General features: G+C 63.7%; 26 protein-coding genes. 17 read left to right on the top strand and 9 right to left on the bottom strand.

Translation table 11 applies throughout. From position 1 onward, the window contains the following. Positions 1-508: 508 nt before the first annotated feature. The 11 genes from J6497_RS34485 (at position 509) to J6497_RS34435 (ending at position 12,722) form a co-directional block, all read left to right on the top strand. Positions 509-1,072, top strand: a complete 564-nt coding sequence (locus J6497_RS34485; RefSeq protein WP_225708670.1) for a DinB family protein — start codon at positions 509-511, stop codon at positions 1,070-1,072. A 169-nt stretch (positions 1,073-1,241) separates the two neighbouring features. Further along, a complete protein-coding gene (locus tag J6497_RS34480; protein WP_225708669.1) occupies positions 1,242-2,003 on the top strand; it encodes an enoyl-CoA hydratase-related protein in 762 nt (253 codons plus the stop codon). 47 nt (positions 2,004-2,050) lie between these two features. Further along, positions 2,051-3,715, top strand: coding sequence for a bifunctional metallophosphatase/5'-nucleotidase (locus J6497_RS34475; RefSeq protein WP_225708668.1), 1,665 nt, complete (start codon positions 2,051-2,053; stop codon positions 3,713-3,715). Positions 3,716-3,797: 82 nt separating this feature from the next. Next, complete coding sequence (locus tag J6497_RS34470; protein ID WP_225708667.1) at positions 3,798-4,724, top strand: histone deacetylase family protein; 927 nt, start codon at positions 3,798-3,800, stop codon at positions 4,722-4,724. Positions 4,725-4,855: 131 nt separating this feature from the next. Beyond that, on the top strand, positions 4,856-5,125 hold the full coding sequence (locus tag J6497_RS34465; RefSeq protein ID WP_225708666.1) for an exodeoxyribonuclease VII small subunit: 270 nt from the start codon (positions 4,856-4,858) through the stop codon (positions 5,123-5,125). Between the two features lie 229 nt (positions 5,126-5,354). Beyond that, positions 5,355-6,653, top strand: a complete 1,299-nt coding sequence (locus J6497_RS34460) for a hypothetical protein (protein WP_225708665.1) — start codon at positions 5,355-5,357, stop codon at positions 6,651-6,653. 356 nt (positions 6,654-7,009) lie between these two features. Further along, positions 7,010-8,935 carry a 1-deoxy-D-xylulose-5-phosphate synthase gene (gene dxs / locus J6497_RS34455; RefSeq protein ID WP_225708664.1) on the top strand — a complete coding sequence of 642 codons (1,926 nt, stop codon included), beginning with the start codon at positions 7,010-7,012 and terminating at the stop codon, positions 8,933-8,935. Positions 8,936-8,959: 24 nt separating this feature from the next. Continuing rightward, positions 8,960-9,529 carry a nucleoside 2-deoxyribosyltransferase gene (locus J6497_RS34450; protein ID WP_225708663.1) on the top strand — a complete coding sequence of 190 codons (570 nt, stop codon included), beginning with the start codon at positions 8,960-8,962 and terminating at the stop codon, positions 9,527-9,529. Further along, the gene (locus J6497_RS34445; protein WP_225708662.1) at positions 9,526-10,278 is read left to right on the top strand and encodes a TlyA family RNA methyltransferase; all 753 of its coding nucleotides are present in this window, start codon (positions 9,526-9,528) and stop codon (positions 10,276-10,278) included. The genes J6497_RS34450 and J6497_RS34445 overlap by 4 nt, the downstream gene beginning before the upstream one ends. Next, on the top strand, positions 10,271-11,515 hold the full coding sequence (locus J6497_RS34440) for a class I SAM-dependent RNA methyltransferase (protein ID WP_225708661.1): 1,245 nt from the start codon (positions 10,271-10,273) through the stop codon (positions 11,513-11,515). The genes J6497_RS34445 and J6497_RS34440 overlap by 8 nt, the downstream gene beginning before the upstream one ends. 271 nt (positions 11,516-11,786) lie before the next feature. After that, positions 11,787-12,722: an Acg family FMN-binding oxidoreductase gene (locus J6497_RS34435; protein ID WP_225708660.1), complete on the top strand. Its 936-nt coding sequence runs from the start codon at positions 11,787-11,789 to the stop codon at positions 12,720-12,722. 198 nt (positions 12,723-12,920) lie between these two features. On the opposite strand, the gene J6497_RS34430 is transcribed toward J6497_RS34435, so the two are convergent. Beyond that, positions 12,921-13,772, bottom strand: a complete 852-nt coding sequence (locus J6497_RS34430; protein ID WP_225708659.1) for a DUF1194 domain-containing protein — start codon at positions 13,770-13,772, stop codon at positions 12,921-12,923. A 275-nt stretch (positions 13,773-14,047) separates the two neighbouring features. On the opposite strand from J6497_RS34430, the gene clpS reads away from it, so the two are divergent. Further along, positions 14,048-14,353, top strand: a complete 306-nt coding sequence (gene clpS / locus J6497_RS34425) for an ATP-dependent Clp protease adapter ClpS (RefSeq protein WP_225708658.1) — start codon at positions 14,048-14,050, stop codon at positions 14,351-14,353. Between the two features lie 280 nt (positions 14,354-14,633). Here clpS and J6497_RS34420 read toward each other — a convergent pair whose 3' ends face one another. The 4 genes from J6497_RS34420 to fabI all read right to left on the bottom strand — a co-directional run bounded on the left by J6497_RS34420 (position 14,634) and on the right by fabI (position 18,554). Continuing rightward, the gene (locus J6497_RS34420) at positions 14,634-15,821 is read right to left on the bottom strand and encodes an adenylate/guanylate cyclase domain-containing protein (RefSeq protein ID WP_225708657.1); all 1,188 of its coding nucleotides are present in this window, start codon (positions 15,819-15,821) and stop codon (positions 14,634-14,636) included. A gap of 25 nt (positions 15,822-15,846) precedes the next feature. Then, positions 15,847-16,932, bottom strand: coding sequence for a chorismate synthase (gene aroC / locus J6497_RS34415; protein ID WP_225708656.1), 1,086 nt, complete (start codon positions 16,930-16,932; stop codon positions 15,847-15,849). 192 nt (positions 16,933-17,124) lie between these two features. Then, positions 17,125-17,724, bottom strand: coding sequence for a histidine phosphatase family protein (locus J6497_RS34410; RefSeq protein WP_225708655.1), 600 nt, complete (start codon positions 17,722-17,724; stop codon positions 17,125-17,127). Between the two features lie 11 nt (positions 17,725-17,735). After that, complete coding sequence (gene fabI / locus J6497_RS34405) at positions 17,736-18,554, bottom strand: enoyl-ACP reductase FabI (protein ID WP_225708654.1); 819 nt, start codon at positions 18,552-18,554, stop codon at positions 17,736-17,738. 208 nt (positions 18,555-18,762) lie between these two features. Between fabI and J6497_RS34400 the strand changes: the two genes are divergently transcribed. Then, on the top strand, positions 18,763-19,254 hold the full coding sequence (locus J6497_RS34400) for a sigma-70 family RNA polymerase sigma factor (protein WP_225708653.1): 492 nt from the start codon (positions 18,763-18,765) through the stop codon (positions 19,252-19,254). A gap of 75 nt (positions 19,255-19,329) precedes the next feature. After that, the gene (locus J6497_RS34395; protein ID WP_225708652.1) at positions 19,330-20,103 is read left to right on the top strand and encodes an anti-sigma factor family protein; all 774 of its coding nucleotides are present in this window, start codon (positions 19,330-19,332) and stop codon (positions 20,101-20,103) included. Between the two features lie 390 nt (positions 20,104-20,493). Here J6497_RS34395 and J6497_RS34390 read toward each other — a convergent pair whose 3' ends face one another. After that, positions 20,494-21,459, bottom strand: a complete 966-nt coding sequence (locus tag J6497_RS34390) for a DnaJ C-terminal domain-containing protein (RefSeq protein ID WP_225708651.1) — start codon at positions 21,457-21,459, stop codon at positions 20,494-20,496. 107 nt (positions 21,460-21,566) lie between these two features. Next, on the bottom strand, positions 21,567-21,971 hold the full coding sequence (locus J6497_RS34385; RefSeq protein ID WP_225708650.1) for an RT0821/Lpp0805 family surface protein: 405 nt from the start codon (positions 21,969-21,971) through the stop codon (positions 21,567-21,569). A gap of 123 nt (positions 21,972-22,094) precedes the next feature. Between J6497_RS34385 and pdxH the strand changes: the two genes are divergently transcribed. Both pdxH and J6497_RS34375 read left to right on the top strand, forming a co-directional pair. Beyond that, on the top strand, positions 22,095-22,736 hold the full coding sequence (pdxH, locus tag J6497_RS34380; RefSeq protein ID WP_225708649.1) for a pyridoxamine 5'-phosphate oxidase: 642 nt from the start codon (positions 22,095-22,097) through the stop codon (positions 22,734-22,736). A gap of 23 nt (positions 22,737-22,759) precedes the next feature. Continuing rightward, a complete protein-coding gene (locus J6497_RS34375; RefSeq protein ID WP_225708648.1) occupies positions 22,760-23,512 on the top strand; it encodes an SDR family NAD(P)-dependent oxidoreductase in 753 nt (250 codons plus the stop codon). A 110-nt stretch (positions 23,513-23,622) separates the two neighbouring features. Here J6497_RS34375 and J6497_RS34370 read toward each other — a convergent pair whose 3' ends face one another. Then, positions 23,623-23,841: a hypothetical protein gene (locus J6497_RS34370; protein ID WP_225708647.1), complete on the bottom strand. Its 219-nt coding sequence runs from the start codon at positions 23,839-23,841 to the stop codon at positions 23,623-23,625. Positions 23,842-24,002: 161 nt separating this feature from the next. Then, entirely contained in the window at positions 24,003-24,980 is a 978-nt protein-coding gene (locus tag J6497_RS34365; protein ID WP_225708646.1) for a magnesium transporter CorA family protein, read from the bottom strand. A gap of 346 nt (positions 24,981-25,326) precedes the next feature. On the opposite strand from J6497_RS34365, the gene J6497_RS34360 reads away from it, so the two are divergent. Next, on the top strand, positions 25,327-26,007 hold the full coding sequence (locus J6497_RS34360) for a L,D-transpeptidase (protein ID WP_225708645.1): 681 nt from the start codon (positions 25,327-25,329) through the stop codon (positions 26,005-26,007). Positions 26,008-26,026: the final 19 nt, after the last annotated feature.

The following is a 26,026-nucleotide window of genomic DNA, read 5'->3' as shown; positions in this document are numbered from 1 at the left end:
GGCCATCTTCGTCGACCCTCCCTTGTGATGCGAACCTGAAGTTCGTTCAACCATTCGGGTCCCGATGAAGCGCCGACCGCGATCTTGCTACAAGGCAGCCTCAAGGCTTCGGTGGGCAGCGATCCGATCGATCGGCAGCCCAGCTCGGGCGGCCACCCGGGCTGGGCCATTCCTCACGGAACGATCTCACTCTACTCCAACGCGCTAATACAAGGGTGGGCAAAGGCGCGAAGCGCCGTGCCCACCATCAAGCGCTCCGCCGGCGATGGTGGGCACGCTGCCGCTTTGCCCACCCTACGGATTCCGCGAATTTTCCTGCGTCATTCCGGGGCGCGCGAAGCGCGAGCCCGGAATCCATTTCTCCCCTCGCCCTGCCGCCCGATGGATTCCGGGCCTGCGTGCTGCGCACGCATCCCGGAATGACAGGCATGTGGGCCGAAGCAGAATGCAGTATAGTCGCCCTCGCATACGATTGCTTCCAGGCAATGCCTTCGGATGAGGAACGGCCGTGCCCGCTGGATCTGTTCAGACGTATCGCGCTTTCGCCTACAACAACGCGTGGGCCAACCATCGGCTGCTCACGGCGTGCGCAACTCTCAGCCAGCAGGATTTTGAGGCCGCGCGCACGGGCTTCTTTCCAAGCCTGCAGCTAACCTTGAACCACATTTATGTGATCGACCTATTCTACGTCGACGCACTTGAAGGTGGATGGCTTGGGCCGCAAGCCTGGGAAAACGAAGTGCCATGTCGAACCGTTGCCGAGCTGAAGCCCGCTCGGGCGAGCGTCGACAAGCGTTTGATTGCTGTCTGCGACGGATTGACGCCTGAATTGCTCGACGGAATCGTGCGCGTCAATCGCGACACGTCCGTACAGGCCGAACGTCGCGACCGCCTCCTTATGCATGTCTTCCAACACCAGATCCACCATCGCGGACAGGCACACGCCATGCTGTCGGGAACGGCCGTCGAGCCGCCCCAGCTCGACGAGTTCTTTGCCGCAGCAGAAGCGCCGCTCCGGGCCGCCGAATTCGCAAGTCTTGGCTGGACCGAAGAGACTTTGTGGAGATCGTGATCTTCAGCATCGCCGGCCCATTGGATTCCTCGCCCGCGTGATCGGCACGCATGCCCGAATGACAAGTGAGTGGGAAAACCGTGAGGGACATTGGGGCCCGGGCGAAGATCATGTAAGATGGTGATTGTTCGCTGGCGGCAATCTAGCCGTCTTCGCAAAGGACCGCTTGATGACCGGGCACCTCATCGTTACCGACGAAGCCGCAACGCGCGTGATCACGATGCGCCGGCCCGAGAAGAAGAACGCGATCACGGAAGCGATGTATCGCGCGATGAGCGATGCGATCGACACCGCGCAGAACAATCCGGACATCCGCTGCCTCATCATCACCGGCGGCTCCGGCGTGTTCACCGCGGGCAATGATGTCGAGGATTTCGTCAAGCAAGGCGCCGCCAATCCCGACGCGGTGCGCAGCTCCGGCGCGGTCAAATTCCTCTACTCGCTGGCGCACAACGTCAAGCCGATCATCGCGGCCGTCGATGGGATCGCGATCGGCATCGGCACGACCATGCTGTTCCATTGCGACTATGTGCTCGCCAGCAGCACCGCGACCTTCTCGACGCCGTTCATCCATCTGGGGCTGGTGCCAGAGGGCGCCTCGAGCCTGCTGATGCCGCGCACGATGGGGCACCAGCGCGCCTTCGAGATGCTGGTGATGGGCCGCACCATGGACGCCGACGCCGCCCGCATCGCCGGCTTCGCCAACACAGTGGTGGCTCCGGGCCACACCGAAGCGGAAGCACGGAAAGTGGCGCGCGAGATCTGCGCGCTGCCGGCCGACGCAGTCGCGATCGCGCGCAAGCTGATAAAGCTGCCCCCGGAGGACACGACCCGGCGGATCGACCAGGAAGCCCATCTGTTCAGCGAACGGATGCGCTCCACGGAAGCGGTCTCTGCCTTCAAGGCGTTCCTTGCGCGCAAGCAGAATTGAACCGGGACGTCGCAAAATCGTTGCCGCGCTTATCCATATTCGTCCCCATGAGACCTCATCATATCCTTGCAGCGCTGGCGCTGCTGGCCGGATTTGTCCTTGCGCCTTGCCAGGCCCAAACCGCCTCGCCCGTCGATCTGCGCATCCTCGCGATCAACGATTTCCACGGCTATTTGCGGCCGCCGCCGGGCGGCATCCGCATCAGCGATCCCGAGGACAAAACCAAGAAGATCGTCGTGCCGGCCGGCGGCGCCGAGCACATGGCGACGTTGGTGCGGCAGCTGCGCGAGGGACACAAGAACACGATCTTCGTCGCGGCCGGCGACCTGATCGGCGCGAGCCCGTTCCTGTCGGCGATGTTCCATGACGAGCCGACGATCGAATCGCTATCGATGATGGGGCTCGAGGTCGCCTCGGTCGGCAACCACGAATTCGACGAAGGCATGGGCGAATTGCGGCGGATGCAGAATGGCGGCTGCCATCCGGTCGACAAGTGCCAGGGTCCTCACCCCTTCCCCGGCGCCAAATTCCACTATCTCGCCGCGAGCACGTTCGAGAAGGCCACCGGCAAGACCGTGTTTCCGCCCCACGAGATCAGACAGTTCGAGGGCATCCCGGTCGCGTTCATCGGGCTGACGCTGAAGGGCACGCCGAACATCATCTCGCCGGCAAGCTCAGCCGGCCTCGAATTCCGCGATGAAGCCGAGACGGTGAATGCGCTCGTTCCGGAGTTGAAGACGCGCGGCGTCGAGGCGATCGTCGTGCTGATCCACGAAGGCGGCGTGCCGACCGGCGACTACAATGAATGCCCCGGCATCTCAGGCCCGATCGTCGATATCGTGAAGAAGTTCGATCGCGCGGTGGACGTCGTGATCTCCGGCCACACCCACCAGGCCTATGTCTGCAACATCGATGGCCGGCTCGTCACCTCCGGCGACAAATATGGCACGCTCGTCACCGCGATCGATCTCAAGCTCGATCCGAAGACTCGCGACGTGATCAGCGCCAAGGCCGAGAACACCATCGTCCGCAGCCAGACGCTCGCGAAGGACGCAAGCCAGACAGAGCTGATCGAGGCCTATGACCGGCTGGCCGCACCGATCGCCAACCGTCCGGCGGGCGCGGTGACGGAAACGCTGTCGCGCGTGCCGAACGACGCGGGCGAAAGCGCGCTCGGCGACGTCATCGCCGACGCCCAGTTCGCCGCAACGAGCTCGCCCGAGAAAGGCGGCGCGGCGATCGCGTTCACCAATCCGGGCGGCGTGCGCACCGACATTGCGCGGCGAGAGGACGGTGCCGTCACCTATGCCGACCTGTTCTCGAGCCAGCCATTCCGCAACCAGCTCATCACGCTGACGCTCACCGGCAAGCAGATCAAGGACACGCTCGAACAGCAATGGCTCGATCCGAAGCGGCCGCGGGTCCTGCAAGTGTCGAAAGGGTTCGCCTACGCCTGGGATGCGAGCAAGGGCGATGGCGAGCGCATCATCGCCGAGCGGATGACGCTGAACGGCGTGCCGATCGACCCCGCCGCGACCTACCGGGTGACGGTCAACAATTTCCTGTCGCTCGGCGGCGACGGCTTTACCGTCCTGAAAGAGGGGCAAGCGCCGCTGACCGGCATCTACGACGTCGATGCCCTGCAGGCCTATTTCCAGGCGAACAGCCCGGTCGGGCCCGCACCGGGCAATCGGATCCAGCGGGTCAATTAGCTGGGCTCTTTCGCGCCGGGCGCCGAACGCCTAAATAGGGGGTCACTCGCAAGAACGCGCAGCGAATGCGCCGGAAACCTGTATGACCCTTCTTCTATCGCATTCCGCCTGTCTCGATCACCTGACCCCTCCAGGCCATCCCGAACGCCCTGACCGGTTGCGTGCGGTCGCGGAGGTGCTGGGCGAAGAGCGGTTCGCGCCGCTATCGCGCGGCGAAGCGCCCGAAGGCAGCCTGGATTCCGTCATGCTCTGCCATGGCGAGCTCTATGTCGGCGAGCTCCAGCACGTCGCCCCGACCTCTGGCCTGGTGTACATCGATGGCGACACCTCGATGTCGCCGGGCACCTGGGAAGCGGTGATGCACGGCGTCGGCGGCGCCGTCGCGGCCGCCGACGCCGTGTTGTCGGGCGAGCATCAGAACGCTTTCGTGGCGGTTCGGCCGCCTGGCCACCATGCCGAGAACAGCCGACCGATGGGCTTCTGCTTCTTCGACAATGCAGCGATCGCCGCGCGCCATGCCCAGCGCAAGTTCGGCATCGGCCGTGTCGCTGTGGTCGATTTCGATGTTCATCACGGCAACGGCACCCAGGATATCTTCTGGGCCGATCCGACCGTGATGTATTGCTCGACGCATCAGATGCCGCTGTTTCCAGGCACCGGCAGCCGCGGCGAGCGCGGCGAGCACGACACCATCGTCAATGCGCCACTCGCGCCCGAAGATGGCGGCGTGCAATTCCGCTCGGCGTTCGACAACCTGATCCTGCCGCAACTGGAAAAATTCGGCCCCGAGCTCGTCATCATCTCCGCAGGCTTCGACGCGCATTACCGTGATCCGCTCGCCTCGCTCAACTTGAAGGCCGAGGACTTCGGCTGGGTGACGCGCAAGCTTCTGGATCTCGCCGATCGGCACGCCGACGGACGGGTGGTCTCCGTGCTCGAAGGCGGCTATGATCTGCAGGGACTGAAAGAGTCGGTGGCCGCGCATGTCACCGCATTGATGGGCGCATAAATAGGCGCCACAATACTTCCGCAGAAAATTGCTTTGATTCTGCGCTGGGAACGGGGCGCAGCCTTAAATTGCTTTGATTCTGCGCCGGGAACGGGGCGCAGCCTTAAGAGCGCGAATCGGGAACGCGAGCAATGGCCGAAAACACCACTCAGGTCGAAAACAACAAAGCCGACGTCAAGAAGCTCTCCTTCGAACGCGCGATGGAGGAACTTGAATCGATCGTCAAACGGCTTGAGGAGGGCAAGGTGCCCCTTGAGGAATCGGTTGCCATTTATGAACGCGGCGAAGCGCTGAAGCGCCGCTGCGAGGAATTGCTGCGGCAGGCCGAGGCGCGCGTCGACAAGATCACGACCGACGCAACCGGCCAGCCCACCGGAACCGAGCCGCTCGACGTGCAATAGAGCATGATCCGGAAAAGTGGAAACCGGTTTTCCGAAAAGATCATGCTCAAACAAAGAGATGAGATCATGACCTGATTCCATCTGATCGGGTCATGATCTAGTCCGCGACGCGGCGTCGCAATCGAACAGCACATCAGGCGAATCCGCTGTCTTCCCCAGAGATCGGGTGAAATAGCTCTTGGCGCATCGCGCCGACTGCTATAGTCCCGACCTCATCTGGGGACAGTAAGTGCGCGTTCGGCACCGCCATATCATTTATATCCAGGGGTACGATCCGCGTGGTCTGGCGCAGTATTACCGCATGTTCAGGACCGAACTGCGGAAATTCAGCCGTCTCTATCAGCTATCGGCCACGATGAGCCGGCCGCAGGTCGTCACCGACGGCGAGATCGCGTCCTGGACCATCGAGACCAAGGCGGACGACTGGCAGACCCGCACCTCCTACGATTTCCTGCGATTCGAGGACTTCATCCAGCGCGACCTCGCCGCGCCGATCTGGCGCACCGTGTTTCATGCCGTCTGGATCTATTGGGGACTGGTCTTCACCGGCACGATTGCGCGGTTCACGCGGGCGAACTGGCGTTTCACGGCGTTCATCACCTATCCGCATGTCGTGCTGCTGCTGGAAGCCTTGTGCGCTGCGGCAGTCGCGTTCGTGTTCGAAAAGGGCCTCAATGCGATCGGCATCCCCGATCTGTTCAGCGTTGCCGCGGCAACCGCAATCTTTGTCGCCCTGCTCGGCACGGTGCTGAAATACACCGAAAACAACACCTACGTGCTCTATCTCCTGTCGGACACGATCTGGACCTGGGAGTTCTCGCACCGACAGCGGCCCGAATGGGACGAGCGCATCGACCGCTTCGCGCAGCACCTCATAAAGGTCGCTCGCACGAGCGACGCGGACGAGATCGTGCTGGTCGGCCACAGCTCGGGATCATTTCTGGGGACGGAAATCCTGGCGCGGGCGCTCAGGCTCGACCCGGTACTCGGCCGGCACGGCCCCCGCGTGGCGCTGTTCACGATCGGCGGCAACCTTCCGATCGTAGGCTTTCACAAGCTATCGCGGGAGTTTCGCGACCATTTGCGGCAATTGGCGCTGGAGCAGTCGATCGAATGGATCGACTGCCAGGCCCGCAAGGACGTGATGAACTTCTACCAGTTCGATCCGATCAGGGGCCACGGCATTGAGCTTGGCGACGAGAGGCGCAACCCGACAATCGTGCCGGTCCGCTTCCGCGATATCGTCAAGCCCGAACACTACAATACCTTCCGCTGGCAGTTCTTCCGGGTGCATTTCCAATTCGTGATGGCCAATGAGCGTCCGCAGCCATACGATTTCTTCATGATCGTGTGCGGACCGGTGCCGCTGAAGGAGCGGATGGAATCCCCGCAGGCAGCCTTGGAGGTTGCAATCGGCGATCCGGTCGCCCGCGAGCAGGCTTGGAGGCAGATCGAGATGTGCGGCGCGGACGCCACGGGTAGCGGGAATTTGCTCGCGTTGGAACCTTCCGCCCGTCGACGCGGTTAAAAATCCTAGACTTTTCAATCTCCCGCTTGGGTTCCCCCGGGAACCCGGCAGCTGGGCGGCTTGGCTTTGCCGTGGGCTTTGGTGTAATGCTTGCCGTTCTATGGCTGTTTGGGGGCAGCTTGCTGCTAATTTGGCGGCAGTGAATACCTCCGAAACGGCCAACAAAAATGACCGGGACGGGTGAAGCTACCAACGTGATGCATATCACATGGTTCGATCCGGAGTGCACCTAGGCTTTCAAATCAGGCACCGGCCTGCCAAGGCGGCAACTGGCGTCTGGATTCTCACGGCGCAATCGATGCGCCCCTAACTCCGGTCGGGCCGCTGGCCCTGACCTCAAGAACTGGAATATCGCTGTGACCACATACAGTAAGACGCCGCTTCTCGACACGATCCGCACGCCCGACGACCTGCGCCGGCTCAAGGTCGAGCAGCTGCACCAGGTTGCCGACGAACTCCGCCAGGAGACCATCGACGCGGTTTCCGTGACCGGGGGTCACTTTGGCGCGGGTTTGGGGGTGGTCGAGCTGACCACCGCGATCCACTACACCTTCGACACGCCGCGCGACCGGCTGATCTGGGATGTCGGCCACCAGGCCTATCCGCACAAAATCCTGACTGGCCGGCGCGATCGCATCCGCACGCTGCGGACCGGCGGCGGGCTGTCCGGCTTCACCAAGCGCAGCGAGAGCGACTACGATCCGTTCGGCGCCGCCCATTCCTCGACCTCGATCTCCGCCGGCCTTGGCATGGCGGTGGCGCGCGACCTCTCCGGCGGCACCAACAACGTGATCTCCGTGATCGGCGATGGCGCGATGTCGGCAGGCATGGCCTATGAGGCCATGAACAATGCCGGCGCCATGAACTCGCGCCTGATCGTGATCCTGAACGACAACGACATGTCGATCGCCCCGCCGGTCGGGGCGATGAGCGCCTATCTGTCGCGGCTCTATTCCGGCAAGACCTATCGTTCGCTGCGCGAGGCGGCAAAGCAGATCAACAAGCATCTGCCGAAGGTGCTGGCCAACCGCGCCAACCGCGTCGAGGAATATTCCCGCGGCTTCATGATGGACGGCGGCACGCTGTTCGAGGAACTCGGCTTCTATTATGTCGGTCCGATCGACGGCCATAACCTCGACCACCTGCTGCCGGTCCTGAAGAACGTCCGCGACATGGATACCGGTCCGATCCTGGTCCACGTCGTGACGCAGAAGGGCAAGGGCTACGGCCCGGCGGAAGCTTCCGCCGACAAGTACCACGCCGTGGTCAAGTTCGATGTGGCCACGGGCACCCAGGCCAAGGCCAAGCCGAATGCGCCGGCCTACCAGAACGTGTTCGGCCAGAGCCTCGTCAAGGAGGCGCAGAAGGACGAGAAAATCGTCGGCATCACCGCTGCGATGCCGTCCGGCACCGGCATCGACATCTTCAACAAGGCGTTCCCGACCCGCACCTTCGATGTCGGCATCGCCGAGCAGCATGCCGTGACCTTCGCAGCCGGCCTTGCCGCCGAAGGCTACAAGCCGTTCTGCGCGATCTATTCGACCTTCCTGCAGCGCGGCTATGACCAGGTGGTCCATGACGTCGCGATCCAGAGCCTGCCGGTCCGCTTCGCGATCGACCGCGCTGGCCTCGTCGGCGCCGACGGCGCGACCCATGCCGGTTCGTTCGACAGCGCCTATCTCGGCTGCCTGCCGAACTTCGTCATCATGGCAGCCGCCGATGAGGCCGAGCTCGTGCACATGGTCGCAACGCAAGTGGCGATCAACGATCGCCCGAGCGCGGTGCGCTATCCGCGCGGCGAAGGCCGCGGCGTCGAGATGCCCGAAGTCGGCATTCCGCTCGAGCTCGGCAAGGGCCGCATCATCCGCGAGGGCAAGAAGGTAGCTCTGCTCTCCTTTGGCACCCGCCTCGCCGAATGCGAGAAGGCTGCCGACGAGCTGGCGGCCCATGGCCTCTCCGCCACGATCGCGGATGCGCGCTTCATGAAGCCGCTCGACGAAGAGATGATCCTGAAGCTCGCACGCGACCACGAGATCCTGATCACCATCGAGGAAGGCTCGATCGGCGGCTTCGGCTCGCATGTGATGCAGCTTCTCGCCGAGAACGGCATGCTCGACGGCGGCCTGCGCATGCGCGCGATGGTGCTGCCCGACGCGTTCCTCGATCACGACACGCCGGCGGCGATGTATGCCCGCGCAGGCCTCGACGCCAAGAGCATCGTCGCCAAGGTGTTCGAGACCCTCGGCAAGGATTTCAAGGCCGAGACCGTCAAGCTTGCCTGACGCCAAGCTTCCGCGGATTCCGCGATGAATATCTATCTGGCAGGGCCCGACGTGTTCCTGCCGGATGCGATTGAGATCGGACGGCGCAAGGCCGAGCTTTGCGCCCGCTACGGCCTAAGCGGGCTCTATCCGCTCGACAACGCGGTCGACCGGTCGGCGCCCGATGCTTCCCTCGTCATCTTCAAAGGCAACGAAGCGATGATGGAGGCCGCCGATGCCATCATCGCCAATTTGACGCCGTTTCGTGGCCCCAGTGCCGACGCAGGCACGGTCTATGAACTCGGCTACATGGCGGGGCGCGGCAAATTGTGCCTCGGCTACTCCAACGATCCCGCGTCATATGCAACTCGCGTGGCGCGCCTATATGAGGTGACGACGTTGTCCGACGGCAGCCTGGCCGATGGACACGGTCTCACTGTGGAAGAGTTTGGCTTGCCCGACAATCTGATGATGATGCACGCCCTCGACCTGCACGGCTGCCCGTTCGTGACGCCGAGGACCGCGCCTGCGGATATCTGGCACGACCTCACCTGCTTCGAGACCTGCGTCCGCCTTGCGGCGGATCACGGGCGAAAGACGAGTCGAAGCCGATGAAGAAAAGCGAAAGCGAGCAGGCTCCGCGCAAGCGTGCGGATGTGCTGCTGGTCGAGCGCGGCCTGTTCGAGAGCCGGGCGCGGGCGCGCGCCGCGATCGAAGCCGGGCTCGTGATCGCCGACGGCAAGCAGGTCGGCAAACCCTCCGATACGCTTGCGCCCGATGCGGAGCTGTCGGCCGAGCCCGCGCACCCCTATGTCTCGCGCGGCGGCGTCAAGCTGGCCGGCGCGCTGGAGCAATACCCGATCGACATTGAGGGTCATGTCTGCCTCGATGTCGGCGCCTCGACCGGCGGCTTCACCGAGGTGCTGCTGGCCAACGGCGCGAGCCTTGTGTTCGCCATCGATGTCGGCCACGGCCAATTGCATCCGTCGCTGCGCGGCCATCCCAGGGTCGTGTCGATGGAAGAGACCGATATCCGCTCCTTCGAGGGCAAGCGCCTGCCGGCGCGACCGGATGTCGTCGTCATCGATGTCAGCTTCATCTCGCTGAAGCTGGTGTTGCCGGTGGCACTGTCGCTGGCGGCGGCGCCGATGCACCTGCTCGCGCTGATCAAGCCGCAATTCGAGGCGCAGCGGAAGCATTCGCGCCGCGGCATCATCCGCAACGCCATGGTGCATCAGGAAATCTGCGACGACATCGCGGCCTTTGCGGCCGCCCAGGGCTGCACCGATATCCAGGTCTTTCCGTCCCCGATCACCGGCGGCGACGGCAACATCGAATTCTTCCTCGGCGCGCGCCGTGGCTGAACGGCTCGTGATCGATCATGTCGGCCATCGCGCCGACGGCGTCGCGATCGCAAACGGTCAGGCGATCTATGTTCCTTATGCGCTGGCGGGCGAGACGGTCGAGGTTGCCGCCGTTCCCGGCCATCCCGATCGGAGGCGCCTGCTCCAGGTCGAGAGCGCCAGCCCACAGCGCATCGCGCCGTTCTGCCCGCATTTCGGGCTTTGTGGCGGCTGCGCGATCCAGCATTGGGACGACGAGAGCTACTGCGCCTGGAAACGCGACCTCGTCGTCGAGGCGCTGGCGCAGGCCAGGGTTGCGGCCGAGGTCGCCCCGCTGATCGACGCCCACGGCCTCGGGCGCCGTCGCATCACCCTCCACGCGCGGATGGGTACGCATGAAGTGCTCAAGGTCGGCTTCGCCGCGGCGAGCTCGCACGACATCATTCCCGTCGATCGTTGTCCCATCCTCGATCCCGGCCTGAGCGGCGCGCTCGACGCCGCCTGGGCCATCGCCGAGCCGTTGATATCGATGGGCAAGCCGCTCGACATCCAGGTAACCTCGACCCTAAATGGCCTCGATGTCGACGTCCGCGGCTCGGGCGCCCTGCCCTCGACCATGATCGCGGCACTGTCGCGCATCGCGGAGCACCATCGACTGGCGCGGCTGACACGGCACGGCGAATTGGTGCTGATGCGCGCGCCTCCCGCGGTGATGATCGGAATGGCACAGGTGATCCTGCCGCCGGGCTCGTTCCTGCAGGCGACCGTCGGCGGCGAAGAGACGCTGGCGCAACTGGTCAGCGATCACTGCCAGCGCGCCAAGCATATCGCCGATCTCTTCTGCGGTGTCGGCCCGTTCACCCTGCGCCTCGCCGCGAAATCGCGGGTCGCCGCCTTCGACAGCGACGCCGGCGCAATCGCGAGCCTGCAGAAAGCGGCAACCTCGACTCCAGGTTTGAAGCCGGTCAAGGCCGAGCCACGCGACCTGTTCCGCCGCCCGCTGGTGCCGCAGGAATTGCGCGACTTCGACGCGGTGGTGTTCGATCCGCCGCGCCAGGGCGCGCAGGCGCAGGCAACGCAGCTTGCCGCAAGCAAGGTGCCCGTCGTTGTGGCGGTGTCCTGCAACGCAGCAACGTTTGCGCGCGATGCCAAGATCCTCATCGACGGCGGCTACAGGATCGAAGGCGTTACACCCGTCGACCAGTTCCGCCACACGCCGCACGTCGAGCTGGTGGCCCGATTCACGCGCAAGCGCTGACCGCAGCTCAGCCAAATCGCACTACGCTGGCAGGCTTTGACCTTGGTCAACGGCCCCGGCTCTTCGCGGCGCTAACTGCTTCCTCGTGGAATTGCCGGGAAGCGGGTCAATGCTCATCGACAGACGACGGATGCTCGGAACCGCGCTTGGGCTTGGCTCTGCGGCAATCACAGGGCCATCGTCGCAAGCAGGAGCAGCACCACTGACCTATGAAGACGCCACGGGCATCATCAGAGCGCCGTTGCGGTCCGCGCCGAGAAACCGAGAACTCGTGCGCTTTGCCACTCTGGCAGCCAACAGCCACAACACCCAACCCTGGACCTTCACCGCGAGCGCCAACAGAATCGTCATCGCGCCGGACTTCTCACGCAGATGCCCCGCGGTCGATCCGGATGACCACCATCTCTTCGTCAGCCTGGGATGCGCCGCGGAAAATCTCGTGCTCGCCGCCTCAATGCTCGGGCTGAAAGCGAATCCCGTCATCGAAGGCGATGAGATTGCGATCGATCTCGAAGTCGTCGCATCCCGAGCGACGTCGCCGCTCGCGGAGACGATCACGGTTCGCCAAAGCACGCGCACAGCCTATGACGGCAGGCCAGTCGCGGCAGAGGCATTGCGCGTGCTGGAAAGCGCGTGCCGCGAGCCCGGCGTCTCGACCATCATGTTGACCGACCGGGCCAGGATCTCGAACGTCGCCGACTATGTCGTTCGAGGCAACTCGGCACAGATGCGCGATGCGGCGTTCATGGACGAACTGCTCCACTGGCTGCGCTTCAGCGAAGCGGACGCCATGGCGACAATGGATGGTCTGTTCTCGCGCTGCTCGGGAAATCCCGCGCTTCCTGCCTGGATCGCCCGGCCGCTGCTCGGCTTCTTCTTCACCGAGAAGGGCGAGGGCAAGAAGTACCGCGAGCAGATCGAGAGCTCGGCTGGCATTGTTGTCCTTGCGGCTGATGCCAGCGACAAGGCCCACTGGATCGCAGTAGGCCGAGCCTGCCAGCGTTTCGGACTGCAGGCGACCGCGCTCGGGTTGAAGTACGCGTTCATCAATCAGCCGGTTGAGGTGGCGGAGATGCGATCCCAATTCGCCTCGTTCCTGGACCTTGGAGGACGCCGCCCGGACATCATCATGCGCTTTGGTACGGGGCCCAATCTGCCCAATTCCCTGCGCCGGGCACCGGAGCAGGTGATGCGCGAGATGTCGTAGCGGACTCGTGCCGTCTTGCAGGTGCTGGTTGATGTGCCCTCTCCCCTTGTGGGAGAGGGCCGCTCCGGTGCCGGCCACGAACAGCTTGTTTGGGTGAGGGGTTGCCTCCACGAGAACGGTCGCTCGTGGAGAGAACCCCTCATCCGGCGCGCATTGCATACGCGCCACCTTCTCCCACAAGGGGAGAAGGAAGGGATGCTACCTTCCCCACCTGTCCTGCCAGATCTTTTCCCCGATCATGCAGCTGACGCGCGACTCCCTTTCGACCACCGGCACGACCTTGCGCTCGGGCGTGCGGCCGGCGACTTCCATCAGGAGCTTGGTGCGGATCGCTTCCTTGAATTTTTCGCGCTCCTTGATCGTCACCACGAAGGAGCCGGGACCGCCGATCACGCAGTCCTCGTAATATTGGTCGAGGTTGTCGATATCCATGGTGGAATAGGACGGCTCCTTCATCATGATCGGCAGGCCGTTGATGACGATGCCCTTCTCCAGCGCCGCGTCGCGCGCGACCGTGACCGGACCGCCATTGTTGTTGGGGCCATCGCCGGAAACGTCGATCACGCGCCTTAGGCCCCGATATGGGTTTTCGTCGAACAGCGGCACTGCGAAAGTGATCGCCCCCGAGATCGAGGTCCGCGACGCCCGCCGGATCGGCGTCTTCGTGATCTCGGCGGCAACGGCATCAGCGGTTTCCGGGCCGTCGATCAGGCGCCAGGGAATGATGATCTTCTGGTCAGAGGAAGCGGCCCATTCGAAATAGGTCACTGCGATCTTGCCGTTCGGGCCGGCCTTCAATGCCTGCAGAAATTCCTTCGACACGATCGCCTGCGCGTAACCCTCGCGCTGGATCGCGAGTTCGTCCATGTCCATGGAATAGGAGACGTCGACGGCAAGGACCAGTTCGACATCGACGGTGGGGTTCGCGTCCTTCTCCGCCACCTGGCGGGTACCCTGGTTGCCCGGACCCGGCGCGGCGATGCCAGCCCTATCGCCGCCGGCGAGCCAGCCCGCGACAAGCACAACCCCGATCGAGACATACCAGCGCATAAGCTGCCCTCCCGTCGAACGTCAATAATGGTGACACGCAAACTGCGTGGCGCAAAGGGCGAACAGCATTTGTCCTTCACATTCAGGTTAGCCTTCCGTCTAGGTTTGAAGTCCGGCCCAGCTTGGCCTTGTGCTCGCCCCGATTTTGGCGAGGTTTTGTCGCCCGTCTGCGATTGTCCCGCTCCTGCAAGGAGCCCGTGCAAAACCGCCGGTTCCAGAGGCGCCGGGAAGGCGATATTCTTGCGTGTTCGCAGAGCAGCAGGAGGTGCCGCGCCATGAGCGACAGCGTCACCACGCCGAAAACCAAGGTCAAGACCAAGGTCGAACGGCCGCGCCTGCACAAGGTCATCCTCGTCAACGACGACTACACGCCGCGCGAATTCGTCGTCACCGTGTTGAAGGCGGAGTTCCGCATGACCGAGGACCAAGCCTACAAGGTGATGCTCACCGCCCACCAGCGCGGCGTCTGCGTGGTTGCGGTCTTCACCAAGGACGTCGCAGAGACAAAGGCGACCCGCGCCACCGATGCCGGCCGCGCCAAGGGCTATCCGCTGCTGTTCACCACCGAGCCGGAAGAGTAGTTCGGCTCTGACCGCGAGCCCGCTTCACCTCTCCCGCAGGGCGGAGGGCTATCGCATATGAAATAGAATTTGGTGGGCGGTCCCTTCGCGGCCCATCCTTCGAGACGCCGCTGCGCGGCTCCTCAGGATGAGGTCGGATTTCGCGGCGAAATTTTAGACCCTCATGGTGAGGAGCCGCGCAGCGGCGTCTCGAACCATGAGGCCCGCCTCGTTCACAGCCACCAACAACTATATGCTGCAGCCCCGTCCTTCGCCACCGAGGTGCGCTGCTCCACCCAGGCTAGGCGTGAAATTGCGACACCTCATCCACCAGGCCATAGACACGCTGGGCCTTGGAGAAGCCTGCGATCGGAAATTCACCAAGGTCGTCCCAGCCGCCGCGGCAGATGCCGGCAAAGGCTTCGGAGGCCACGACGGTGCGGCCAAGCCGACCGGCGATCCTCTCCAGTCGCGCAGCAAGATTCACTGCGGGGCCGATGCAGGTGAAGTCGAGCCGGTTGCCGCCGCCGATATTGCCATAGAGAATTGTTCCGACATGCAGCGCAACGCCGAAACGGAAACGCTCGACGACGTCGCCGACCGGATATTGCAGCGCCTCGATGCTGGCGCGGGTGTCCTGCGCGGCTTCCAATACGTGCGAACAGACCTGTTGCGCATCCCCGACATACTCATCGATCGGAAACACCGCGAGCAGTCCATCGCCCATGTACTTCAGCACCTCGCCATTGTGAGCGCGGATCGAGGCGACCTGACAGTCGAAATAGCGGTTGAGCATGTCGACGACAGTCTCGGCCGGGAGCCGATCCGATAGCGCCGTGAAGCCACGCAAGTCCGACAGCCAGATCGCCGCGTGCATGGTCTCGCCATCGCCGCGCCGAATCTGACCGTCGAGGATGCGCGTGCCCGCGCGGTTGCCGACATAAGTATCAAGCAAGGTCGCCGCGACACGGCGAAGGCCGATCACCTCGATCAGACGCGTCAGCGCCGGCAGGACCGATCGCAGTGCAGCCAGCTGGGCGTCGGTGAAACCGCCTACCTGCTTGGTGGTCCAGCTTGAGGCATGCGTGCGGCCATCGATGAATTGCAGCGGGATCGCCACATAGTCGGTAACACCTTCCGCGCGCATGTCGTCAAGGAAGGGAAATCGGCGGCTCGCGGGATCGTCGATGCGGCACCGCACCTCCTTGCGCTCGCCAAAGACGATCGCAAGCGGGCTCGCAATGAACTCCGGCGTTTGCTGAATGTCGAAGTCAACAGAGCCGACGACGACGGCTTCACCGGGCTTCCAGATGAAATTGCGCCCATAGATTTCGGGGTGCAGCGTCCGGATGAAGAATCCGACCCGCCACAGCGGGATGCCGGCCGCGACCAGACGCCCGCACAGTTCGGAAATCATGTCGGTGACAACAGGGGTCGACCTTGCGCCATCGATCAGCCAGTCCGCGATCCCCCTGATGCCGATCTGCATCGCGGCCCCTGCCCTCTGTCAGGTTCTATCCAACCTGCCCCCGGTGCCGCAGCAAATGATCGGCGAGCACGCAGGCCATCATCGCCTCGCCCACCGGCACGGCGCGAATGCCGACGCAGGGGTCGTGGCGCCCCTTGGTCATGATGTCGGTCTCGGTGCCGCTGCGGTCCACCGTCAGCCGCGGCGACAGGATCGAGGAGGTCGGCTTCACCGCAAAGCGCACCACCACCGGCTGGCCGGTGGAGATGCCGCCCAGGACGCCGCCGGCGTTGTTGGACAGGAAACGCACCCCGTTATTGCCGGTGCGGATCTCGTCGGCGTTCTCCTCGCCCGACAATTCGGCCGCGCCGAACCCGGCGCCGATCTCGACACCCTTCACCGCATTGATGCTCATCATCGCCGCTGCGAGCTCGCTATCGAGCTTGGCATAGATCGGCGCACCGAGCCCGGGCGGCACGCCTTCGGCCACGACCTCGATCACCGCGCCGATCGAGGAGCCCTTCTTCCTGATACCGTCGAGATAGTCCTCGAAGAACGCCGCCTTGTCCTTGTCCGGGCAGAAGAACGGGTTGCGCCCGACCTCGTCCCAGTCCCACTTGTCGCGATCGACCTTGTAGGGGCCCATTTGCACCAGCGCGCCGCGGATCTTGATCTCCGGCAGGATCTTTCGCGCGATTGCGCCGGCGGCGACCCGGGTCGCGGTCTCGCGCGCAGAGGAGCGGCCACCACCGCGATAATCGCGCAGGCCGTACTTGGCCTCATAGGTGAAGTCAGCATGACCGGGGCGGAACTTGTCCTTGATCTCGGAATAATCCTTCGATCGCTGGTCGGTGTTCTCGATCAGGAGGCCGATTGGCGTGCCCGTCGTCACCTGCACGCCGGTCTCCGGATGAGCCATCACGCCGGACAGGATCTTCACCGCATCCGGCTCCTGACGCTGGGTGGTGAAGCGCGACTGGCCCGGCCGGCGGCGGTCGAGATCGTGCTGGATGTCCTCAGCCGTCAGCGGGATCAGCGGCGGACAGCCATCGACCACGCAGCCGATCGCAACCCCATGGCTCTCGCCAAAGGTCGTGACCCGGAACAAATGGCCGAAAGTGTTGTGGGACATCCGTCGCCTAACTCGTAAGTCAATACTGACTTGTCGTAACGCGTGGGGGCACCACGGTCAAACGCGGCAGTCTGTCATTCCGGGGCGATGCAAAGCATCGAACCCGGAATCTCGAGATTCTCCGATGTGCAATTGCACATCGTAGTTCTGTCCTGCGGACCGCCCCGGAATGACCGCTCAATTCCTGACGCCTTAACTATACTTCGTCAGCCCGCCATCGCGAAACACATAGACGGTGCCCTGTTCGATGTAGAGGTCTGCGGCGCTATCAGGGGTTTCGATCCCCAGCGACACCATCAGGGCGCGGCAGGTGCCGCCATGGGCGACCGCGACGGTGTCGACCAGGAGCGAATCGTACCAGTCGCGCATCCGAAGCTGCACTGTGGCGTAGGTCTCGCCGCCCTCCGGCGCCATCGTCCACTTCGCGGTCTGGCGCTCGGCGTAGAGTTCGGGATCGGCAAGCTGCATCTCCGCCAGCGTCGAGCCTTCCCAGACGCCGTAACCGATCTCACGCAACCGATCGTCGAGCGAGTAATCCCCGGGCGGCAATTCCAGCACGCGCCGCACCAGCTCCATGGTCGAGCGCGCCCGTCCCAGCGGACTCGAGACGTAAGGCAGCGACGCCCGGTCGAGCCCGTCGCGTGCGAAAAGGTCGGCCAGCACATGACCGGCATGAGACGCCTGCGCGCGGCCGCGATCGTTCAGCGGAATGTCCAGGGTGCCCTGCAACCGCCCTTCTGCATTCCACGCCGTCTCGCCATGGCGGATGTAGTAGATCGTCGGCATCGGCATCGCGGCAGCAACTATTCCTTGGCGAGCGAAATGTCAGGCGCATCGGGACGCTTCATGCCGACAATGTGATAGCCGGAATCGACGTGATGCACCTCGCCGGTGACGCCGCGCGCCAGATCGGACAACAGATAGAGCGCGCTGTCGCCGACCTCCTCGATCGTGACGGTGCGCCGCATCGGCGCGTTGTATTCGTTCCACTTCAAAATGTAGCGGAAATCGCCGATGCCGGCGGCCGCGAGCGTCTTGATCGGACCTGCGGAGATCGCGTTGACACGAATGTTCTTCTCGCCGAGATCGGCGGCGAGATAGCGCACGCTCGCCTCCAGCGCCGCCTTCGCGACGCCCATCACGTTGTAATGCGGCATCCACTTCTCGGCGCCGTAATAAGTCAGCGTCAGAATCGAGCCGCCTTCGGTCATCAGCTTCTCGGCGCGCTGCGCGATCGCGGTCAGCGAGTAGCAGCTGATCAGCATGGACTTGGAGAAATTCTCTGCCGTGGTCTCGATGTAGCGGCCGTCGAGCTGGTCCTTGTCGGAGAAGGCGATCGCATGCACGACGAAATCGATCCTGCCCCACTTCTCGCGGGCGACATCAAACACTGCGTCGATGGTCGCAGCGTCGGTGACGTCGCAATGGCCGAGCAGGAGCGCGTTCAAATCCTTCGCCAACGGCTCGACCCGCTTCTTCAGGGCATCGCCCTGCCAGGTGAGCGCGATCTCGGCGCCGGCGTCGTGGCATGCTCTGGCGATCCCCCAGGCGATCGAGCGGTTGTTTGCGACGCCAAGGATCACGCCGCGCTTGCCCTGCATCAGACCTGATTTCTGTGCCATCCGCTGTCCATTCTCGCGTTGGTTTGGTATTCGGAGGTACACCAGCGCTCCACCGCGGTACAGTCCCCTCACGCCGATTTTGTCCGATCCCGTAGCCCGGGTGAAGCGCAGCGCAACTCGGGCTGCAAGAGCGAAGGAATAGTCGTGTCATTTTGGTGTTATGTTGGGCAAGGCGTCCGCGCCGACGAGGGATGAAGATTCCGGTGCCATGACCGCGTTCCGGCAGAGTGTTGAAGCCATGATCCCGGCGCTGCGCCGCTACGCGCGGGCGCTTGCGCGGGATGCCGATGTTGCCGACGACCTGGTGCAGGACACCCTGGTGCGGGCGCTGCGCTCGGAGCGGCTGTTCCTCGGCGGCGACGTGCGGAGCTGGCTCTATACGATCCTGACCAATCTCAACAAGAACCGCCGGCGCTCGCTGGCGCGGCGACCGCAATTCATGCCGCTGCTGGACAACAATCCCGACGCCAGCGGCACGGAGGCCGAAGGCCGCGACATTGCGCGCGCGCTGGCGACGCTCGTGGAAGAGCAGCGCGCCGCGCTGCTTCTCGTGATGCTGGAAGGATTGAGTTACCGCGAGGTCGCCGACATCCAGGGCGTGCCGATCGGCACCGTGATGTCCCGGCTTGCGCGCGCCCGCGCCCACGTTAAAGCCTTCCTCGAGGGCGAACGCGCGACGGCATTGAGGCGGGTGAAATGATGGCAGGCGTTATGCATGGCCATGACATCAGATTCAGGCGATTTGTTTGTTGAGGATTAGACAGAGAAGACTGCGATGACCAACCCCAGGATTCCCGTCACCGAGGACGAGCTGCACGCTTACATCGACAACGAATTGCCGGCGGAGCGCCGCGGCGATGTCGAGGCGTGGCTGGCGATGCACCCTGATGACGCCGAGAGGGTGCGGTCGTGGCTCGCCATGGCCGACGTGCTGCACGCGCGCTACGATTCGGTCGCCGACGAGGCAGTGCCGAAGCGGCTCGAGATCGAGCAGCTGGTGCGTCAGCCGCGCAAGCTGGTCTATGGCGCCATTGCCGCAACGCTGGTGGCGTTCATCGCCGGCGGCGGCGTCGGCTGGATCGCGCATGGCGCTGCCGCCGCGCCCTCGCCGCTGCAGAGCTTCACGCTCGACGCGATGGACGCGCACCGGCTCTACGTGGTCGAGGTCCGCCATCCAGTCGAGGTGCCCGGCGATGAACGTGCCCATCTGCAGACGTGGCTGACCAAGCGCTGCGGCTGGCAGGTGCGCGCGCCGGAATTGTCGGCGGCCGGATTGAAGCTGGTTGGCGGCCGGCTGCTGCCCGGCCCGACCGGGCGACCGGCCTCTTTCCTGATGTATGAGAGCGCCTCCGGCGAGCGCTTCACGGTCTACGCCTCCAAGGCTCAGGCCGAGACCACGCAGATGCGTTACGCCACGCACGGCAATGAAGGCGCCCTGTTCTGGGCCGACCGCGGCGTCGGCTATGTCGTCAGCGGCGGCACCGACCGCAACCGCCTGACCCAGATCGCACAGGCCGTCTACGACCAGATGGAAAAGAGCGGCGGCTGAGCCAGCCAGATCGTCGCCGGCCACCGTGAGAAAAAAGGGCCACTCGCGGGAGCAAGCGGCCCAAGTCTAGGGAGGAAACGCCCAAGGAGGGCTGCGATAGCGCGAAGCGCCATCGCACGACTTTATGTAGTTCGCGCGCCGCGATTCGGAAGACCGGGCAATACCGGGTTTTGCTAAAACGCCCGCATTTCGCGGACCTTCGTGATGCAACGGCAACACTTGCCCGGTGTCCAAATTCCGACATTGAAAATCTGGAATGAGGACATCGGCGCGTCTCAGAATCGCACCGGATGTTCCCGCGATATCGCGCAGCGCTCGATCCGCCGATCGGCGCTCGCGGCCTCGATTGGGGTTTGGTACAGCGCTGGTCCCCCTCTCGAGGCCGCACCCTCAGCCAAGATCGCTGCGGGGATTATAAGGATGCTGGTCGCGCCACTTCTGCATCAATGTCTCCAGCTCCGCATCGTTCCCATCGGGCAGGATGATGCGGGTGATGACGTAGAGGTCGCCTGGACCGCCCGGCTTCGGCAGGCCCTTGCCCTTCAGCCGAAACGTCCGTCCAGTTGAGGTGTTCTTGGGGATCGACAATTCGACCGCGCCACCGAGCGTCGGCACGCGGACCTTCGCGCCCAGCACCGCCTCGTACAGCGTGATCGGCAAATCGACCCGGAGATCGTTGCCGTCGACCTTGAAGAAGGGATGCGGCGCGATCGTCACGGTGATCAGCAGGTCGCCCGGGCGATGGCCGGGCGCCGTCTCGCCCTGCCCCTTCAGCCGGATCTGCTGGCCGGAGCTGACGCCGGCGGGAATCTTGACGTTGAGTTCCTTGCCAGTCGGCAACCGGACGCGCTTCTCCGCGCCCTTCACCGCCTCCTCCAGCGACACCGTCATGGCGACACTGAGGTCGAGGTCGAGGCCGACACCGCCGGTGTCGAATTCAAACTGGCGGCCGCCACCGCGCGCACGCGCACCGGCGCCGAACATGCTGTTGAGGATGTCCTCGAAGCCGCCAGCGCCGCCTTCCATGCCGCCGGGGCCGCTGCGGAACGTATAGGTTTCGAACCCGCCCGGTCCGGCACGGCCGCGCGCATCGCCACCCCCAAAGCCGCCGCCGGGAAAACCCTGGAAGCGCGGCTTGCCCTCGGCGTCGATTTCGCCGCGGTCAAATTGCTTGCGCTTCTCCTCGTCGCCGATGATTTCGTTGGCCGAGTTGATTTCGGCGAAACGCGCGGCAGCCTTCGGGTCGTTGTTGTTGTTGTCGGGATGATGTTTCTTGGCGAGCTTGCGATAGGCGCTCTTGATCGCGGCAGCGCTGGCGCCCCGCGGCACCCCCAAGACCTCATAGGGGTCGCGCATCCGTCACGTCTCCTTCACGGGAAATCAGACCTGAAATTTTCGGGGTTGTCGCCCCACTTTGATGTCATTTGGGGGCGCAGTGGCATTTTTGCAACTGCTTTTGCTGCTCAGGATCGCCAAGGTTTCAGACTGTGGATCTCCCACCGTCCACGCCCGGACCGGCAGCCGGCGCCCTGCAGCCAGCTTTCGGTCCGGCCATTGACATAGCTTGCCAGGAAATCCCGGCAAGTCCGGCCGTCCTCGGCGGCGTAAGCCTGCGCCAGCGGCGTCACCGAGCCGCGCGCGCCGGTTTCAGGGTTTTCCCAGGCCTGGCTGGAATCCTTGTCGCCCTTGGTCAGCACGTCGGTGGCGGCGTTGCGGGCGAAGGCGAGATCGCTGTCGGTTGGCGCCGATGCTTTGACCTGGGTCGCACGGAGCGCGCCGGTGAAGTCCTTGTCGTCCAGCCGGGCGAAACTGTCGCCCCGGGACAGGGCGCAGCCGCCGGTCCCCAAGCCGATTAGAACCAGTGTCATCACCATCCCCGCCGGGCGGATCGCCGATAGGCCAACGCGTCCCCATGCCCTATATAAGGACATCCTATATAGGGCGAGTAACGCGCGCTCTGATGCCGACGGACGCAACGCTGGACTCCTGACATGACGGACACGACCTCCATCAAACACCCGACACCGTTAACATCGGGTGATTTTACCGCGGCAGAGGAACCGTTTGCGCTGTTCGCCGAATGGTTTGCCGAAGCATGCAAGTCCGAGCCGAACGATCCCAATGCGATGGCGCTGGCAACGGTCGATCCCGACGGGCTGCCGGACGTGCGGATGGTGCTGATGAAGGGCTATGACGCGGATGGTTTCGTGTTCTACAGCCACACGGCCAGCGCCAAGGGCCGCGAACTCGCCGCAAATCCTAAGGCCGCTTTACTATTCCACTGGAAATCGCTGCGCCGGCAGGTGCGCATCCGCGGCAACGTGTCACCGGTGAGCGACGCCGAGGCGGACGCTTATTTCGCGACGCGCCCGAAGCAGGCGCAGCTCGGCGCCTGGGCCAGCAAGCAGTCACAGCCGCTGGAGAGCCGTTTCGCCTTCGAGCAGGCGATCGCGAAGGTGGCCGCGAAATATGTCATCGGCGACGTGCCGCGCCCGCAAGGGTGGAGTGGCTGGCGCATCACGCCTGTCAGAATCGAGTTCTGGCACGACCGCCCCTATCGACTGCACGACCGCATCGAATTCCGTCGCGAGGGCGAAGGCCAAGCCTGGTCCAAAGTGCGGCTCTACCCCTGATGACGAGAGCCTGAAAGAGCACCATGCCGAACATCCCCAACGCGCCGCGACGCACGCTGCTCCTGACCGGCGCCAGCCGCGGCATCGGTCATGCCACCGCAATCCGCTTCTCCTCGGCCGGTTGGCGCGTCATCACCTGCTCGCGGCACGCTTTTCCGGAAGTCTGTCCGTGGGGCGCGGGACCGGAGGATCATATCGAGGTCGACTTCGGCGACCATGACGACACCGTGCGTGCGATCTCGGAGATCCGGCGGCGGCTGGAGAATGACGAGCTGCACGCGCTGGTCAACAATGCGGCGATTTCGCCCAAGGGTCCGGGCGGTGCGCGGCTCGGCACCATGGACACCGATATCGACACCTGGCTGCATGTCTTCCGCGTCAACTTCTTTGCGCCGATCATGCTGGCGCGCGGACTGATCAGCGAGCTGAAGACCGCCAAGGGCGCGGTGGTGAATGTCACCTCGATCGCCGGCTCCCGCGTGCATCCGTTCGCAGGCGCGGCCTATGCCACCTCGAAAGCGGCACTCGCGGCTCTGACGCGCGAGATGGCTTCCGATTTCGGCCGCGTCGGCGTCCGCGTCAACTCGATCGCGCCGGGCGAGATCGACACCTCGATTCTGTCGCCGGGCACCGAGAAGATCGTCGAGCAGCAGATTCCGATGCATCGCCTCGGCACGCCCGACGAAGTCGCCAAGATCATCTACGTCCTGTGCACGGAAACCAGTTCCTACGTGAACGGCGCCGAGATCCACATCAATGGCGGCCAGCACGTGTAGGACAGGCGATTGCTGCTGGAAACAAACGAGAGCACCAAGCAATCCAGACCGTTTCCGCCGTCGACTTCTGGATTGCTTTGCTTGCACTCTGTTAGCGGCCTAGATGGCCGTCAATCCGCGTAGAACTTCCGCGGCTTCTCAACCGCTCGCAGCGCGCTGGTGTTGAACGCGCTCGAGCACTCGTCTTCGTTTTCGCCATCGAGCAGGGCAGCGCCGCAGTGACGGCAGATGCGCGGCGAGATCGCCTGCATCTTTCCGACCATGCGGTCCTGCTGATAGCGCGCGAAGTCGATGATGTTACGCCGTGGCGTTATGATCTTCTCAACCATTGCTGTCCTCCGGCTTGAGGCCGGCGGTTATCGCAGCAAAGTTTCGCTCAAACGTTCAGCGCAACACTCAAATTTTAGCGGAGGAATTGCGGCAGCTTTGTTGCCGCAATCGAGCGCGATTAGCGCGATAATGGAACTCGCGATCGAGTGCAGCGACCGAACTACAGCCACTTCTTCCATTTGAAAATCCAGTACGGCACGATTGCCGCGATCAGCATCATCACCAGCGCGATCGGGTAGCCGTGCGGCCAGTCGAGTTCTGGCATGAGCTTGAAATTCATGCCGTAGATCGACGCGATCAAGGTCGGCGGCATCAGCACCACGGCCATCACCGAGAACAGCTTGATGATGTTGTTCTGCTCGAGGTTGACGACCCCGAGCATGGCGTCCAGCACGAAGGTGATCTTGCTGGAGAGATAGGAGGCGTGGTCGGTGAGCGAGACCACGTCGCGCTGCATGGTCTTGAGCTGCTCTCGCATGTCCTTGGACCATTTGACGCCTTCAATCACCGCGGACAGGAACGTGACGAGACGGCCGATCGAAACCAGGCTTTCGCGCACCTTCGAGGTCAGGTCGCCCTTGCGTCCGATCTCAGTCAGGATCCGCGCATATCGCTTGGCCTGGCCGTGCCGTTCGCTCTCCGGCTCGAAGACGTCGTGGGAGACCTGGTCGATCTCGGAACCGCAACGCTCCAGGATGTCGGCGCAACGGTCGATCACCGCGTCGAGCAGTTCCATCAGTACCATCTCGCCGGAGATGCCGGGCGCGCAGGACCGCCCAAGCTTGGCCTCGACCAGCGCGAACGGTTTCGGCTGGTCATAGCGGACGGTCACCAGGCGGTGGCCGGCCAGGATGAAGGTGACCGCCGTGGTGCGGGGCATGTCGGTGTCGGAATGGCTCATCAGCGTCGCCGTCATGTAGCGCGCGCCGCTCTCGATATAGAGCCGGCTGGAAATCTCGATTTCCTGCATGTCTTCCCGGGTCGGCACCGCGATCCCGGCCAGCCGCTCCACAGCGCGGTCCTCGTCAGGGGTGGGCCTCACCATGTCGATCCACACCGTGTTCTCCGGCAAGGCCGCCAGTTCGGCGGAGACGACCTTTTTCAGCGCAAGATCAGCAGGAACGAACACCGACAGCATCAGCAACTCCGGAACCGGGCACCGGCGCACCCAACAGGACTAAACGCGATTCTGGCAAGGGCTTCATGACCGGCGCATTAACCGCCCATCCATATTTGTGGCGGAGAAATGGCTCCGGCGCGGCCCGGACTTGGCAACCGTTGCCGATCTGCACAGAAATCGGCTGCCGATGGTAGGATTTGCGGCAAAAAAGCCACAGCAGAAGTCCCGCAGCGCGGGATAGGTCTCGAAACGCTGGGAATAGCGGCAGGTTTCGGCAATAATACGACTAATGGGATTAATGGAATCGTGGCGATTGGGGCGCATTTTCGCGCTGCGAGCGCAGGGTTTTCAACGGAAGTGCACCATGTCGTCGCTGAAAGTTACGCTGGGAATTGTGGCCGCCGGCCTGATGCTGTCGGGTTGCATGCAGGCCACAACTTACGAGGCCACCAACATCGCCAACTTCAAGCCCCGCGACAAGGACCTGCTGGCGAAAACCACTTACGCGAAAGTCCCGGTTGCCGAGCCGTTCCGCCGCGCCATTGTGGATTATCACCGCAAGGAGGCGCCGGGTTCCATCGTGGTCGACTCCGATAACCACTATCTTTACCTGGTGCAGAAGGACGGCAAGGCGATCCGCTACGGCATCACTGTCGGCGAAGAGGCCATGGCATGGTCCGGCATTGCCAAGGTCGGCAGCAAGACCGAGTGGCCGGCCTGGCATCCGACCCCCGGCGAAATCTCCCGGCTCGGCGTGCCGACCTATGTCGCGCCGGGCCCCGACAATCCGATGGGTTCGCGCGCGCTCTATCTGTACTCGGGCGGCAAGGACACGCTGTTCCGCATCCACGGCACCAACCAGCCGGAATATATCGGCGCATCAATCTCCTCGGGCTGCATCCGCATGACCAACGAGGACGTGATCGACCTTTATGACCGCGTCGGCGTCGGCACGGTCGTGGTGGTGCTCGAACCGAAGCACGGCGACTCGCCGTTCAATTCGAAGATGGCGCTGCAGGGCGGCGGCAACGCCATGGTGCAATAGCTCGGGTGTACGAGACGCG

Source organism: Bradyrhizobium cenepequi, assembly GCF_020329485.1.
GTDB classification, from domain to species: domain Bacteria; phylum Pseudomonadota; class Alphaproteobacteria; order Rhizobiales; family Xanthobacteraceae; genus Bradyrhizobium; species Bradyrhizobium cenepequi.
This window is presented reverse-complemented; position numbering and strand designations above follow the sequence as displayed.

Coding starts and splice junctions, on each gene's coding strand:
- J6497_RS34480 (WP_225708669.1), top strand. CDS start 1,242: ATGACCGGGCACCTCATCGTTACCGACGAAGCCGCAACGCGCGTGATC.
- J6497_RS34370 (WP_225708647.1), bottom strand. CDS start 23,841: ATGGTTGAGAAGATCATAACGCCACGGCGTAACATCATCGACTTCGCG.
- fabI (WP_225708654.1), bottom strand. CDS start 18,554: ATGGCACAGAAATCAGGTCTGATGCAGGGCAAGCGCGGCGTGATCCTT.
- J6497_RS34385 (WP_225708650.1), bottom strand. CDS start 21,971: ATGACACTGGTTCTAATCGGCTTGGGGACCGGCGGCTGCGCCCTGTCC.
- J6497_RS34410 (WP_225708655.1), bottom strand. CDS start 17,724: ATGCCGATGCCGACGATCTACTACATCCGCCATGGCGAGACGGCGTGG.
- J6497_RS34470 (WP_225708667.1), top strand. CDS start 3,798: ATGACCCTTCTTCTATCGCATTCCGCCTGTCTCGATCACCTGACCCCT.
- J6497_RS34360 (WP_225708645.1), top strand. CDS start 25,327: ATGTCGTCGCTGAAAGTTACGCTGGGAATTGTGGCCGCCGGCCTGATG.
- J6497_RS34475 (WP_225708668.1), top strand. CDS start 2,051: ATGAGACCTCATCATATCCTTGCAGCGCTGGCGCTGCTGGCCGGATTT.
- J6497_RS34465 (WP_225708666.1), top strand. CDS start 4,856: ATGGCCGAAAACACCACTCAGGTCGAAAACAACAAAGCCGACGTCAAG.
- aroC (WP_225708656.1), bottom strand. CDS start 16,932: ATGTCCCACAACACTTTCGGCCATTTGTTCCGGGTCACGACCTTTGGC.
- pdxH (WP_225708649.1), top strand. CDS start 22,095: ATGACGGACACGACCTCCATCAAACACCCGACACCGTTAACATCGGGT.
- J6497_RS34375 (WP_225708648.1), top strand. CDS start 22,760: ATGCCGAACATCCCCAACGCGCCGCGACGCACGCTGCTCCTGACCGGC.
- J6497_RS34430 (WP_225708659.1), bottom strand. CDS start 13,772: ATGCGCTGGTATGTCTCGATCGGGGTTGTGCTTGTCGCGGGCTGGCTC.
- J6497_RS34445 (WP_225708662.1), top strand. CDS start 9,526: ATGAAGAAAAGCGAAAGCGAGCAGGCTCCGCGCAAGCGTGCGGATGTG.
- J6497_RS34390 (WP_225708651.1), bottom strand. CDS start 21,459: ATGCGCGACCCCTATGAGGTCTTGGGGGTGCCGCGGGGCGCCAGCGCT.
- J6497_RS34420 (WP_225708657.1), bottom strand. CDS start 15,821: ATGCAGATCGGCATCAGGGGGATCGCGGACTGGCTGATCGATGGCGCA.
- clpS (WP_225708658.1), top strand. CDS start 14,048: ATGAGCGACAGCGTCACCACGCCGAAAACCAAGGTCAAGACCAAGGTC.
- J6497_RS34400 (WP_225708653.1), top strand. CDS start 18,763: ATGACCGCGTTCCGGCAGAGTGTTGAAGCCATGATCCCGGCGCTGCGC.
- J6497_RS34395 (WP_225708652.1), top strand. CDS start 19,330: ATGACCAACCCCAGGATTCCCGTCACCGAGGACGAGCTGCACGCTTAC.
- J6497_RS34365 (WP_225708646.1), bottom strand. CDS start 24,980: ATGCTGTCGGTGTTCGTTCCTGCTGATCTTGCGCTGAAAAAGGTCGTC.
- J6497_RS34450 (WP_225708663.1), top strand. CDS start 8,960: ATGAATATCTATCTGGCAGGGCCCGACGTGTTCCTGCCGGATGCGATT.